The following is a 12194-nucleotide window of genomic DNA, read 5'->3' as shown; positions in this document are numbered from 1 at the left end:
TACCGCATCTTCGCCGCTCCTTTTCCTTACCCGGCCGCCAACTCCGACGCTCGCTGGTACGACACCCCGAGCACCTGCCCCATCTCGCGGAGCGTGAACCCCTCGTCCTTCAACTTGCGGGCCAGCGCCGACCTCGCCGCCGCAGCATCATCCGATGCGGCTTTCGCCTTCACGCCGAGTTCGTCGGCACGCTTACGCAACGACTCAACCTCAGCAGGCAGGATAGGCACGACCTCGATCTTGAACTCGCCCGGCTTCAACCTGGACTGAAACGCGATCGCCTCCGCGACTTCATCCTGTGCGCGGTCGAGCCTCAGAGTCTGCGAGACCACCCCCAGTTCGTCGCATTCCAGCACCCAAGCGCCGCTCGGCCCACGCTCTGCAGTCACCGTGAACGCCTTCATCGCCACCACCCTTTTCCTAATTCGTTCTGAAATTGGTCAAAGAACTTCCGCGCCGCAAGATCATCAATCTCGTTATGTCTGCCCAGCGTCCGAGTCGTGTCTCCAACCCGGTATGCGTCATGGCGAGTTAGGCGTATCTCCTCAAATTCGAGTCCGCGTCTGCGCGCTTCAGCTCGCAACTTCCTAATTACTGCATAACGCTTCATAGTTCAACCTCCCCCATCGCATATCTGTCAACCATAGATTGACACTCCGACATTCGCCCTTCACTTCTTTAGACGAAATGAACCCGCCGCCGGTTCCATGGAGCTTTTGCCTATCGACGCCCTCCGGTCCCCTCCCCCGCCGCCAACTCCGACGCCCGCTGGTACGACACCCCGAGCGCCTTCCCCATCTCGCGGAGCGTGAACCCACGTCCTTCAATTTGCGAGCCAGCGCAGTAGGCCACTTACTGCTCTAGTCTCGGGGAAGAAGATAAACGCACCGCCGGTTGGAGAAGCAATGGACCAGGAGACAACCCGCACGGGACAGCCAGGCGATCCGCAGAGCAACGTATTCAGCCGTATTCCGGAGCCGCTACCTCCCCACGGTGCTCAGCTGGACTTGACCACACGACCTCTCCAGCCCGCTGAGGCAACGCCCGTCGCCGAACCGCAAGCACCCGCACCCTCAGACCCGACCCCCGAAGAGCTCCTCACCGCTGCGAACGCTCCGCAGTACACCCCTGCGCCGGTGCCCTCATCCTGGAGCACCCCAGCTCCGACGGAACCCACACCCGCGCCGGTCAAGCGCCCGAAAGCCGCCAAGGTGTTCAAGTGGTCCGCGGGCCTCGGTGTGCTGTGCTTCTTCCTGTTCGGTTTGTGCATCGAGACCTTCGACCCGGACGCCGAGTCCTTCATCGCGGGAGTATTCGCATTCGGCTTCTTCTTCGGTGGCCTCACCGCTGCGATTTCGGGAGTAATGGCGCTTTTCAACTTGTTTCGGAAGTGACGGAAAGCTCTCGAATCCCTCATCCCTAAATGAAGGAGAGTCACTCGAGAGACATCGACCGATCGTCGAACCCCCTCGCCAGTCCGCCTAATCGCATGACTCACAGGAAAAACCCTCGCGTTTGCGCGATAGTGGATCCGAGAACATATTGGCGACGCAACTTCCACTCAGTCTTTGAGCACGGATTCTGCGAAGCCCGCCGAGGACGAGCTCTCCTTCGAGGCCCTGCTCGACGGCAACTACCTGCTGCCAGGCGATCTACTCGACCCCATCGACCCAGATTGGGAAATCGATGCCGTCATTACCGACGACCGGACCATTCGCATCGACGGTGTAGACGAATTCGACAGCCTTGACGAAGCGGCACAGCACGTCGGTGTCGAGAACCTCAGCGGTTTCAATTTTTGGGCCCTCGAGAAGGACGGTGGTCTCGCAACGATGGCCGAACTCGTTACTGATGGGCCGCGTGAACCGGAAACCGTCGAGTAGCGCAACTCAGCTTCGAGTGTTTCAGCCGCCTTCTCGTGTCGCGCTTCCAACCAATTGTCTACTGAAATGCGCAGGTCCGAGCCGCTGATAGCACCTGCGCAGGCTAAACTTCACTCAAACCTAGATGCCAGAAGCTGTGAGGAAGGAGAGCCGCTGTGTCATACGACTCCAAACTCGCGTCGTTCCTCAGCGGCGCCACCCGTTCGCAGTTAGACGGGTGGGCAAAGAGCGGCGTGCTGCGACCCGAAATCTCGTCCCGCCCTAGGCGATATTCTTTTCGCGATGTCGTGGCTTTACGGACCATCGCCAAGTTGCGTTCAAAAGTGTCACTGCAGAAGATCCGGGCCGCTCTTGCCACCTTGAACGACCAAGAATTCAACGAGCACCTCTCCACGTACAGGTTCGCTACCGACGGCGAGTCCGTGAAACTGTGGACGGACGAGGGCTGGCTGGATCTGGTGTCCAATCCGGGACAGTGGGAGCTCTACACGTTCGAGGATATTTACGGCGAGTTCCCCAATTGGAAGAACCGGATTGTTCCTCCGCTTCTGCGGCCGCACGCGGGAATTGAAATTGACCCTCAGAAAATGCACGGCACTCCCGTGCTTACTGGCACAAGGGTTCCATTCGACCTAGTCATCGATCTATGCAGCGGCGACGAGGCGATGGATATGGAAGAACTCAAAGACGCATACCCGTCACTAGACCGGGACGCCATTGCACACGCCCTTGACTTTGAATCAGCCGTTAAAGAGTGGTCTGCGTGAGATTCCTCTTCGACGAGAACTTTCCGGGGAACACGATCGGACCTCTGCAACGACTAACCAAGTCGCGACACGTTTTTTTTGAAACCGGGCCGCGACTACCCAACTGGGATCAGCGATGTCGAGCTATTCGACACCGCTGCATCGCTCGGCGCCGAGGCAGTCATCACAGCTGACCTACTCCAAATTCAGGGGTTGGACCGGAAGCACGAACGGGCCGCGTGCAGGTCAGCGGGATTGCACTGGATCGGGGTTCCTCGGCATCCCCAGGCCCGGGGCCGGCGCATCGCTCATCTTCAGCTGGCGCAGCTAGTTGCGGCACTCGAACCAATGGCAGCTCAGATCAGTGAAGCTACAGAGCCAAGAGCTTTTCTATTGACATCCGGTTCGTTGAATGCGCATTTCCAAGACGGCTACCCGCAGGCCCTCTAGACCGACGGCAATCCCACTTGCGGCGTGGAGCACTCGGTTCGCGCTTGTATGTTCACGCGCGGCCCACCGAAGGCCCGTCGATAGGCAAAGGCCCTAGGGCTTCGTCGCGGTGATGGCGAATTGGAGCGGCAGGCGCTCGGGGTTGTCGCGGAGGATGAATCCGCGGGAGTCCTCCACCATCAGCTCCGGCCAGGGGCACCACGCGGAGTAGGGGGTTTCTTCGAGGGCGGTGATGGTCAGGCCGGCGTCGATGAGCGCGGTGACAATCTCGCCGAGCGAGTGGTTCCACTGGTGGTTACGCGGGCTCGTCAGCTTCGGTGCACCCGGGGTGGTGACGTAGCTGTCCTCGTCCTCCCAGGTCAGCGGGTCGGGCATTTCGAAGTACGGCTGCTCAATGCGCAGGCCCTGGGAGACGTCCTCGCCGATGGTCATGAACATGGGGTGGTCGTCGCGGATGAAGAAGGTGCCGCCGGGAGCAAGCAGCTTTGCGACGACCTCCGCCCACCCCCGCACCTGCGGCAGCCAACACAGCACGCCGGCGGAGGTGTAGACGAGGTCGAATTCGCCGTCGACAGCTTCGCGGGCGTCGTAGACGTTGCTCTGGATGAACTCGACATCCGCGTCGGCCTGGGCAGCGAAGCCGCGGGCGTAGTTGAGGGACTCGGCGGACAGATCCACGCCGACAACTCGGGACGCCCCGCGGCGGGCAAACCCGATGGTGTCGGTGCCCACGTGGCACTGCAGGTGGCACACGGACTTTCCGGTGAGGTCGCCGAAGCGGTCGATGTCCACCGCGAGGACGCTGCTGATTGCGGTCTTGTCCGCGATCAGCTCGTCCTTGCCGCCGTAGTTGCCGAACATGTGGGCGTGGGCCCGTGAATCCCAGTTGGCTTGGTTGTCCGCTAACCAGGATGCTGTTTCGGACTGCGGTGCGTTGGTCTGCTCGTCGCTCATGGTGGCCGATGTTACGCGCCGCGGGCTTCGTCGATGAGGCGAAGGAGCTTACTCACTGGAATTGAGGCCTCGGCCCCAGCCCGATCATCCACTCCGGCTTCAATGAACCGCCGGAGCACATCGTTGGTAGAAACTCCCTCGGCTGCGGCCATTCCCCGCGCGGCGCGGAGCATCCGATTGGGCATGGTGACAGTAAACGCAACGCTAGCTTCGGGGTCTGCGACATTGCCCAGGTCTCCTGGTTGAGCATCTTCCATGAGATCGGAGGTGTCGGTGTTGTCGTAATAGGAACGTAGTTTTTCCGACTGCTGCTCGTTCATCGTTGCTCCTTCCTCCGGAATTGCCTGATTTCTTGGGCCTCGCACACTTGGTCGGCATTTTTATCACCCGCTGGCGAGACTAGCTTGCGCGAGAGTAGAAACCTACCCATTTAGCTGTCTAAAATGCGTAATTATCTTCCCCATCCTAAAAACTAAGAACGGAGGTGCCATGAGAAAGTCTCTGACCCCAGTTCGGAGAACTGTGGAGGAATTGGATGAAGAACTCGCCAGTTTGAAAGCCCAAATGGCACCTCTCACCGTCGAGCACCTTCGTCGCTTACGGGATGCTGGTGCGATTGAGTATGCGGAAGAGCGACTCTTAGAGCGGTACGAGGCCTGTATGTGGCTCCGATACGGAGTGGCGTGACTTCATCACGGGGCCTCGAAAACGCAGTGCGCGCCTTCATGCTGCTGACGGTGCAATTGCTCGAGAGGACCCTTGAGGGCTCATCGCCGATCGACGCGGAGATTCTGGCTGACGGACAACGAGCATTCGTCGAGGGTACTCATCCGGTCATTATTGCCCACTCTGGGAGCGACCGCCTAGTCCTCCGCTATGAGTATCTACTCAGATATGACGATGTCAACGACGATGTCGAAATAGAGAAAAGCACCTTCAAAATCGAGTTCAGGGCGAGAAAGAAGCCCGTCCCGGTCGTCCGGTTCGAGTACGAATCGCAAGCCAGGAACAAACCCGCTTCGCATTTCCAGTTCCACGCTGACTCGGTGCCACTAGGACTACTGCTTGCCCGTGCGGGAAGGTATGACACCGCAGCCCAGCAGCAGGACATCCATTTCCCGATGGGCGGACCTCAATTCCGTTTGCAACTCACGGATGTCGTCGAACTGCTTATCCGAGAGTTCGGTGCTGCGCCCGAGACAGGATGGGAAGAGTGGCTCGATTTTCACCGCACCCTCTACCACGACGCGGAGGTGGATCGGGTGATCCACGGAAATCTTTCCCGGGCGGTGGCCCTTCTGGAAGAGAGCGGGTACAGGGTCGAAGGACCAGAATAAGGACTGCTACCGGAGGATCGTCGCAAAGCAATTGCTCGCAAAGCACAATCGTGTAATTCGTGCCACAATGCGGTGGTGTGAGGCACGAGAAGCTACGCTCCCGCAAACCGTCCACAAATCCGAAGTACGCAACCTCCCCCTCCACCACCCACTACCGCGGCACCTCGCCGGCGCGCATGCAGGCGTCGAGGTTCCGCAACAAACAGCGAATCCCGATGATCCCGGCCAGGTGATAGTGCACGTTTGGGCCGGGCGTAGGGGTTAGGCAGTTTCAGTTGTTGTTTCAGCAGTCGGTGCCTTCGAGCGATCGAAGGCCAGCAGGAGTAGGCCGAGGAGAATCCAGCAGCACAACACTATCCAGGGCTGCGTGGACCCGGCACCATCGAAAAAGCTTAGCGAGCGAACGAGGAAGCCCGTCGCGCCAATCGGCATCAGCTGGCCGAGCGTGGACCAACCCGCCGGCAGCAACCACGGGCCCGTGGCCAGGCCGGACAAGGGGTTGGCAACGAAGATTGTCAGCACCGCGCCCAGGCCCGCACCCGGCATACCCATAAGCGCGCCGAGGCCCGCGGTCACCGACGACGTCGCGGCGATGCCGAGCGTCACAGCCAACCATTCCATGAACACGCTGCCGGAGAGGGTGCCGTATACGCCGTGCAGCATCCAGACCGCGACACCGGCGCCAATCATTGCAACACCAGCAATCACGGCAGCCTTCGACCACTTCTTCCCGCGAAGCAGCAGCGTCGGCAAGATGCCCGAGATCACGCCGCCGAACGCGAGCGGCAGTCCGAGCAGCGCGAGGCCTTGGGCCTGCGGGTCATCTTTGGTGGTGGGGGCGAGATCCTTCGTTTCCACAGGCATGCCGCTGGCCTCCATGTTTTGAGCGACACCGCTCAGCATTTGCACGTACGGTGCGCCATTGCCGGAGGCGGTATACACGGTCGCGCCGCCTTCACCGATCGCGATCGCGCCAACCGCCTCGCGGTCGCGCACCATCGTCTCCGCCTCCTCCGGCGAGCTCACGGTGATGAAGTCCGGGTGCTCCTCTTGCTGTTCAGCTTGAGCAATGAGCTTCTCGACGACAGGCCCCGGACCGGCCACCGCAACCGGCACCCCGTCCGGCCCGGACGCGAATGTCGGGGCCAAAAACGCCCAGAGCATCAGTCCGATGACGACGGGGATGCCAAGGATCATGGCGAGTGCCTTCTTTGTTGCGCCCTGCGTGGGTGCGGGGCGCGCCACGGTTGTGGACATAATCTCCTCCAAATGGAACAGTGTGTTTCAATTACACAAATGGAGCATACTGTTCCACTTCTGGCGCGTCAACGGTAAGCTGCGGGTCATGCGAAAAGATGCTGCCGAAAACCGTCAAGCGATTGTGGAGGTCGCCTCCACGCTCATCGCCCAGATGGGGCCTGGCGTGTCGCTGCGCAACATCGCTAAGGAGGCAGGCGTGGGCGTGGCCACCGCGAGCCGCCACTTCCCCGACAGGGACGAGCTCTTCCGCGCGGTGCTCGAACACATCATGAACAGCATGCGCGACGTGGTGGCCAAGCACCTCCTGCGTTTCCCCGACCTACCCGAAGACACCTGGCGTTCCGCGATCGGCGAGATGGTGAACTTGAACTTCCCCGCCGTCGGCCAGGAAATCCTGCCCAAACTGCTACCCACGTTGTCGCACGAAGACAGGGCTGTCGCCACCGCGCAGCTGCAAGCCATCTACGACCCGCTACTTGCGCAAGCCAAACAGCACGAACTGTGCCCCCCGGACCTCGACTACCTGTCGTTCCACTTCGCCATCATCGCGCTCTCACGCCCGCTGCCCGAGCCCGCGGAGGAAGCGTTCGCGGGCAGGCGCGCCTGGCTCGTCGACGTGTTCATTGATGGATTGCGCACCCAGCAAGCGAGCTAATGTACGGGTCCTACTAGCTCGTCGATAAGCGAACGCACACGGGCGTCAATGTCGTCGCGCACGAGGCGCATGCGCTCCATGCCTTCGATGCCGCGGTGCGAGGGTTCGTCGGTGCGCCAGCGCTCCAGCGTGCCGCGGGCGCCGTCAGGCATTTCCACCTGCGCGTCTTCGCCGAGCACCACGACGCGATCAACGCTGCGCAGCAGTTCCGGATCGATGGGTTTGGGCGTGCCGTGCGACATGTCGGCGCCAGTCTCTGCAATCGCCTCGACCGATTCCTGGTTCAGCTTCGTGCCGGGTTTGGTGCCTGCGGAGTGGATGCCGAGCTGGCTACCCGCGTGCTTCTCGGCGAGCGCCGCCGCCATCTGGGACTTGCCGCCGTTGCCGACGCAGACGAACAGGACTGAGGGCTTCATGTAAGGCTCCTTTGGTTAGGCAGGGTTGGGTCACCGGGGAACAGTTTCGGGCCGATCCCCCGCATGAGGTAGACCAGGCCGACGAGCACCGGGATCTCGATGAGCGGGCCGATCGTACCCGCCAGCGCCTGCGCGGAGGTGGCGCCGAAGGTGCCGATGGCCACCGCGATGGCGAGCTCGAAGTTGTTTCCGGCGGCCGTAAACGCCACTGAGGCCGACTGGGCGTAGTCCATGCCGGAGAGTTTGGCCACCACAAGTGCCACGGCGAACATGCCCACGAAGTAGCACAGCAGCGGCAGCGCAACCGTGGCCACGGTCAACGGCCTGGACAGGATCTGGTCGCCCTGCAGGGAAAACAGCAGCACGATCGTGTACAGCAGGCCGATCAGCGCCAGCGGGGAGATTCGGGGCAGGAAGGTGTTCTCGTACCAGTCGCGGCCCTTGGTGCGCTCACCGATGATGCGAGAGAGCAGCCCGGCTAGCAGCGGGATGCCCAAAAAGACGAGCACGGAGGAGACGATCGCCCAGAAGGAGAACTCCACCGAGGTGGTCTCCAAGCCCAGCCAGGACGGCAGGACCTGCAGGTAGAACCAGCCGAGCACGCCGAACATGAGCACCTGGAACACCGAGTTGATGGCCACCAGCACAGCGGTGGCTTCCCGGTCGGCGCAGGCGAGGTCGGACCACACCAGTACCATGGCGATGCAGCGCGCCAGGCCGACGATGATCAGGCCGGTGCGCAGCTCGGGCTCGTTGGGCAGGAAGATCCAGGCGAGCGCGAACATGAACGCGGGGCCGACAATCCAGTTCAAGATGATGGACACGGTCATGAGCCGTTTGTCGGTGGCGATCTCGCGGGTCTTGTCGTAGCGCACCTTGGCCAGGGGCGGATACATCATGATCAGCAGACCCAACGCGATCGGCAGCGAGATCCCGCCGACCTCCAGGCGCTCGAGCGCGCCCGAAAGGCCCGGCACCGCGCGGCCGAGGGCAAGGCCCGCAGCCATGGCGAGCATGATCCACACCGGCAGGAAGCGGTCAAGAAATGACAGGCGCTCTACTGGCTGAGAGGTTGTGTCTTCCATCTGGAATCCTTATCTATTGACGATTATCAATACGAACACTAAAAGGCACATTTATCGCTGTCAATATGAAAAGGTAGGAAGCATGAAAGATTCTGTCGCCACGACAGCAGACACTGGCCTCGACTGCTGCTCGCTGGGCTCCGGCTTGCTCTCCGCAGACGACGCGACGCGTTACGCGGCCCTGTTCAAAGTTTTGGCGGACCCCGGCCGGCTGCAACTACTCTCCTGGCTCGCCGAAGAGGGCTGCGAGCCGATGAGCGTGAGCGAACTGACGCAACGCTCTGGGCTAAGCCAACCGACGGTTTCCCACCACCTCAAAAAACTTACCGAGGCCGGTCTCCTAGAAAAGAGCCGCCTGGGCAGGTCAGTCCTCCACCGGCTACGCCCGGAGCTCTTCGCGGAACTTCGCACCGTGCTGCAGATGGACTGAGACTTACCATCTGAGACAGAACCACTCCCAGCAGAACTGGTCCAAAGACTGCCACATGCCCCTACAGCTGGGAGAAACGCTCCAGATCATCCGGAGCGCCGGCCAGCACAATCAATTCCGAGGCGCTGAGCTGCTGGCCTGGGGTAAACGGCCGCCATTGACCTGAGCCAGTGCGCACGGAGACCACCTGCACGCGGTGCTTCTCCCACAGCTTTTCCGCGTCGCAGGGGCCGGACAGCAGCGCACGCGGCGGGGCCATCTTGATCACGCCGTAGTTCTCCGCCAGCTCTGCGAAATCCTGGAACCTCCCGCCGAGCAGATGCGCCACCCTGCGGCCGGTGTCGTGCTCCGGGTGCACCACGTGGTGCACGCCGAGGCGTTGCAAAATGCGGGCGTGGGACTCCGAATCTGCCTTCGCCCAGATGTCGGGCACCCCCAGATCCACCAGGTTGGAGGCGGTCAGGATGGACGCCTCCAGCGCGGAGCCGATGCCGAGTACAGCGCGTTTGACGTCGTGAACACCGAGCTGGCGTAAGGCTTCGGGGTCGGTGGTGTCGGCGACGGTGGCGTCGGTAAGCAAAGGCGCATGCTCGCGCACCAGCCGCTCATCCGCATCGACGCCTAGGACCTCCACGCCGTAGCGGGTGAGCTCCTGGGCGATCGCACCGCCGAAACGGCCCAGGCCAATGACCACCACGGGCGGGATATTCAAACGCTGCGTGGACGTGAAACGGGGGAAGTTAACCAATGAACGGCCTTTCTGTGGGGTAGTCGAACCTGCGGGAAACAGTGCGCAGCGCCAGCGCCGCGACGAGTGTGAACGGGCCGATGCGCCCGAGGTACATCAGCAAGCACAATGCGAGCTGCGACGGGCTGGACAAGTCCGCGGTGATGCCGGTGGAAAGCCCCGTGGTGGCAAACGCCGAGATGACCTCGAAGTTGACTTGGTCGGCGGTGAACTGGGGGTCGCAAATGCGCAGCGTGGCCACGCCTGCGGTCACCGCTACCAGCCCCGCCGCGGCCACCGTCATGGCCTGGCGCACCACACCTTTTGGCACGGTGCGGTGGCCCACGGTGGTGGCGTCGCGGCCTTTGAATTCCGCCAGCATGGCCGCTAGCAGCACGGTCGCGGTGGTGACCTTGATGCCGCCGGCTGTGCCCGCGGACCCGCCACCGATGAACATGTAAATGTCCGTGACCATCAGCGTGATCGGGTGCGCCTCGGCGTAGTCGACCGAGTTGAACCCCGCGGTGCGCGGCGTCACCCCGGAGAAGAACGCGTTGAGGCACTTGACGCTGGTTGGCATGCCGGCGAGGAAGCCGCGCCACTCCAGCAGCGCGATGATGAGCGTGGCGCTCACAGCCAAAAACGCGGTCGCCTTCAGCGTCATGCGGGTGGTGATGGACAGCCGCCGCGAGCTCACCGGGGCGCCGTGGATCAGACCGCGCACCCGCTCGCGGCCGCGGCGCACCAGCTCAGAGAGCACCGGGTAGCCCAGCCCGCCAATCATCAGCGCACCCGCCAACGGGATGAGGATCCACCCGTCCGTGTTGTAGGAGACCAGGCTGTCCGGACGCAGGCCAAAGCCCGCGTTATTGAACCCGGAGATGGCGTGGAACATGCCCTCGTATGTGGCGCGCCCCGGCGCCATGCCGTAGTCGGTGACGAAGCGGATGCCCAAAATCACCGCTACCACCCCCTCAAAAAAGAAGGTGAGCAGCAGCGTTGCCACAAGCGTCCGCCTCACCCCACCATCCAAAATCGGCCGCCCCTCGGCTGCCGTGGCATACCGTGAACGCAGCTTCACCCGGCCGGTGAGCAGCATGCCGGTAAGCGAGGTAATGCTCATGATGCCCAGGCCGCCGGCCTGGATCAGCGCCAGCACAATGAGCTGTCCGGCCAGGCTCCAGTGACTGCCGGTGTCCTCGGTGACCAGGCCGGTCAAAGTGGTCGCGGACGTGGCGGTAAAAAGCGCGCTCATCAGCGCTGTCGGCGCGCCGTCAGCGGAGGCGAACGGCATGGAAAGCAGCGCTGTGCCGGTGAGGATCAGGGCTAGAAAGCCCAGCGCAGTCAGTTGCGCGGGGCCGAACCACCTCGCGGAGGCTGTGTCATTCACCGGACAAACGCTCCTCCGCGCCGCGCAGCTTAGCTACGTCTTCCGCCGAATACGTCGCCGCGATTTGGACATCGTTGCCGCCGGAGAGGTTCACCCGCGACAGGCGCACCCGCTGCGAGCCCGGGACCAGCGGGAAGTTCGCCGAGCGCTCCGAAACCTGCTTCACCGGGAACCCGGCGCGCAGGGCGCAGTGATTCAGCCACACATCGTCGGCGCGCGGGGCAAGGTCCAAAAACTCCGTGCCGCGCTCGGCGACGTAGCGCACCATCTCCTTCGGGTAGCGCACGCCGTCCACGCCGGTGGCGAAGTGCAGAATCGACGGCTCGGCGCTGCGCACCGGCTTCCACTTCTTATACGGGGCGATGCCGTCTTCATCCAGGACCACTCTGTGGGCGCGGTAGGCGGTGATGGTGGTGGCCGAAGGGGCGTCGATAAGCTGTTGTGCGAAGGTGCGCGGGTAAAGCACATCGTCATCGACAGTGATGACGTTGCAGTCCGGGTACTGTCGGAACGTGCCGTAGTACTTGGTGTGCGGGCCCAAGCCGCCGGTGGACTCGTGCACCTGCAGGCCGCGATCCGCCAACGCCCGCAGCGCGTCCGGCCACCGGGCGTGAAAATCCACGGGATCCAGCCACAGGTGCACCGGCAGGCGCACCGTGCCCACCAGAAGCGACGCGATCGCCGCGGACGCTGAGCGCAAACGGGTGCCGTGGGTGGTCAAAGAAATGACGGTTTCGCCGTCCTCGGGGAAACGCTTATCCGAGTTGTGCGCCGCGTTGAGCAGCAACGGGAGACGAACGAATGCGCCGGTGGCCACGAACCCCTGCCGCACGGCGTAGTCAATCCACATGGCGCATTACC

At 62.4% G+C, this 12194-nt stretch carries 16 protein-coding genes; 7 read left to right on the top strand and 9 right to left on the bottom strand.

Features of this window, described 5'->3' with window-relative positions:
- Window positions 1–26 precede the first annotated feature (26 nt).
- Complete coding sequence (locus MHX64_RS04220) at window positions 27–389, bottom strand: hypothetical protein (RefSeq protein WP_239355912.1); 363 nt, start codon at window positions 387–389, stop codon at window positions 27–29.
- A gap of 618 nt (window positions 390–1007) precedes the next feature.
- Between MHX64_RS04220 and MHX64_RS04215 the strand changes: the two genes are divergently transcribed.
- The 3 genes from MHX64_RS04215 to MHX64_RS04205 all read left to right on the top strand — a co-directional run bounded on the left by MHX64_RS04215 (window position 1008) and on the right by MHX64_RS04205 (window position 2650).
- Entirely contained in the window at window positions 1008–1394 is a 387-nt protein-coding gene (locus MHX64_RS04215) for a hypothetical protein (protein WP_239307144.1), read from the top strand.
- A gap of 174 nt (window positions 1395–1568) precedes the next feature.
- Window positions 1569–1883 carry a hypothetical protein gene (locus MHX64_RS04210; RefSeq protein WP_239355913.1) on the top strand — a complete coding sequence of 105 codons (315 nt, stop codon included), beginning with the start codon at window positions 1569–1571 and terminating at the stop codon, window positions 1881–1883.
- Between the two features lie 155 nt (window positions 1884–2038).
- Window positions 2039–2650, top strand: a complete 612-nt coding sequence (locus tag MHX64_RS04205) for a DUF433 domain-containing protein (RefSeq protein ID WP_286362213.1) — start codon at window positions 2039–2041, stop codon at window positions 2648–2650.
- 522 nt (window positions 2651–3172) lie between these two features.
- Here the strand turns inward: MHX64_RS04205 and MHX64_RS04200 are convergent.
- Both MHX64_RS04200 and MHX64_RS04195 read right to left on the bottom strand, forming a co-directional pair.
- Window positions 3173–4033, bottom strand: a complete 861-nt coding sequence (locus tag MHX64_RS04200) for a bifunctional 2-polyprenyl-6-hydroxyphenol methylase/3-demethylubiquinol 3-O-methyltransferase UbiG (RefSeq protein WP_239355915.1) — start codon at window positions 4031–4033, stop codon at window positions 3173–3175.
- Between the two features lie 11 nt (window positions 4034–4044).
- Entirely contained in the window at window positions 4045–4353 is a 309-nt protein-coding gene (locus tag MHX64_RS04195; protein WP_239355916.1) for a hypothetical protein, read from the bottom strand.
- Window positions 4354–4716: 363 nt separating this feature from the next.
- Here MHX64_RS04195 and MHX64_RS04190 point away from each other — a divergent pair, with 363 nt between their 5' ends.
- Together MHX64_RS04190 and MHX64_RS04185 are read left to right on the top strand one after the other, a co-directional pair.
- The gene (locus MHX64_RS04190; protein ID WP_141764948.1) at window positions 4717–5370 is read left to right on the top strand and encodes a hypothetical protein; all 654 of its coding nucleotides are present in this window, start codon (window positions 4717–4719) and stop codon (window positions 5368–5370) included.
- Window positions 5371–5447: 77 nt separating this feature from the next.
- Window positions 5448–5603, top strand: a complete 156-nt coding sequence (locus tag MHX64_RS04185) for a hypothetical protein (RefSeq protein ID WP_158407438.1) — start codon at window positions 5448–5450, stop codon at window positions 5601–5603.
- A gap of 28 nt (window positions 5604–5631) precedes the next feature.
- Here MHX64_RS04185 and MHX64_RS04180 read toward each other — a convergent pair whose 3' ends face one another.
- A complete protein-coding gene (locus MHX64_RS04180) occupies window positions 5632–6627 on the bottom strand; it encodes a membrane protein (RefSeq protein WP_038609485.1) in 996 nt (331 codons plus the stop codon).
- Window positions 6628–6715: 88 nt separating this feature from the next.
- Here MHX64_RS04180 and MHX64_RS04175 point away from each other — a divergent pair, with 88 nt between their 5' ends.
- The gene (locus MHX64_RS04175; RefSeq protein WP_194560148.1) at window positions 6716–7285 is read left to right on the top strand and encodes a TetR/AcrR family transcriptional regulator; all 570 of its coding nucleotides are present in this window, start codon (window positions 6716–6718) and stop codon (window positions 7283–7285) included.
- Here MHX64_RS04175 and MHX64_RS04170 read toward each other — a convergent pair.
- Both MHX64_RS04170 and arsB read right to left on the bottom strand, forming a co-directional pair.
- A complete protein-coding gene (locus MHX64_RS04170) occupies window positions 7282–7701 on the bottom strand; it encodes a low molecular weight phosphatase family protein (protein WP_038609479.1) in 420 nt (139 codons plus the stop codon). The genes MHX64_RS04175 and MHX64_RS04170 overlap by 4 nt on opposite strands.
- Window positions 7698–8786, bottom strand: coding sequence for an ACR3 family arsenite efflux transporter (gene arsB, locus MHX64_RS04165; protein WP_239355917.1), 1089 nt, complete (start codon window positions 8784–8786; stop codon window positions 7698–7700). Before arsB ends, MHX64_RS04170 begins: the two co-directional genes overlap by 4 nt.
- 82 nt (window positions 8787–8868) lie before the next feature.
- On the opposite strand from arsB, the gene MHX64_RS04160 reads away from it, so the two are divergent.
- Entirely contained in the window at window positions 8869–9216 is a 348-nt protein-coding gene (locus MHX64_RS04160; RefSeq protein ID WP_070844914.1) for a helix-turn-helix transcriptional regulator, read from the top strand.
- A gap of 61 nt (window positions 9217–9277) precedes the next feature.
- On the opposite strand, the gene MHX64_RS04155 is transcribed toward MHX64_RS04160, so the two are convergent.
- From MHX64_RS04155 to MHX64_RS04145, 3 genes are read right to left on the bottom strand one after another with little or no spacing between them, the layout of a single operon-like run.
- Complete coding sequence (locus tag MHX64_RS04155; protein WP_239355918.1) at window positions 9278–9964, bottom strand: TrkA family potassium uptake protein; 687 nt, start codon at window positions 9962–9964, stop codon at window positions 9278–9280.
- Entirely contained in the window at window positions 9957–11333 is a 1377-nt protein-coding gene (locus MHX64_RS04150; protein ID WP_239355919.1) for a TrkH family potassium uptake protein, read from the bottom strand. The genes MHX64_RS04155 and MHX64_RS04150 overlap by 8 nt, the downstream gene beginning before the upstream one ends.
- A complete protein-coding gene (locus MHX64_RS04145; RefSeq protein ID WP_239355921.1) occupies window positions 11326–12183 on the bottom strand; it encodes a glycosyltransferase in 858 nt (285 codons plus the stop codon). The genes MHX64_RS04150 and MHX64_RS04145 overlap by 8 nt, the downstream gene beginning before the upstream one ends.
- Between the last annotated feature and the right edge of the window lie 11 nt (window positions 12184–12194).

Origin of the sequence: Corynebacterium sp. ACRPZ (assembly GCF_022346205.1) — a bacterium.
Lineage (GTDB): Bacteria > Actinomycetota > Actinomycetes > Mycobacteriales > Mycobacteriaceae > Corynebacterium > Corynebacterium lehmanniae.
The sequence above is the reverse complement of the archived record's forward strand: the minus strand, read 5'-3'. Positions and strand labels throughout refer to the sequence as shown.

Coding starts and splice junctions, on each gene's coding strand:
- MHX64_RS04200 (WP_239355915.1), bottom strand. CDS start 4,033: ATGAGCGACGAGCAGACCAACGCACCGCAGTCCGAAACAGCATCCTGG.
- MHX64_RS04180 (WP_038609485.1), bottom strand. CDS start 6,627: ATGTCCACAACCGTGGCGCGCCCCGCACCCACGCAGGGCGCAACAAAG.
- MHX64_RS04160 (WP_070844914.1), top strand. CDS start 8,869: ATGAAAGATTCTGTCGCCACGACAGCAGACACTGGCCTCGACTGCTGC.
- MHX64_RS04170 (WP_038609479.1), bottom strand. CDS start 7,701: ATGAAGCCCTCAGTCCTGTTCGTCTGCGTCGGCAACGGCGGCAAGTCC.
- arsB (WP_239355917.1), bottom strand. CDS start 8,786: ATGGAAGACACAACCTCTCAGCCAGTAGAGCGCCTGTCATTTCTTGAC.
- MHX64_RS04145 (WP_239355921.1), bottom strand. CDS start 12,183: ATGTGGATTGACTACGCCGTGCGGCAGGGGTTCGTGGCCACCGGCGCA.
- MHX64_RS04195 (WP_239355916.1), bottom strand. CDS start 4,353: ATGAACGAGCAGCAGTCGGAAAAACTACGTTCCTATTACGACAACACC.
- MHX64_RS04175 (WP_194560148.1), top strand. CDS start 6,716: ATGCGAAAAGATGCTGCCGAAAACCGTCAAGCGATTGTGGAGGTCGCC.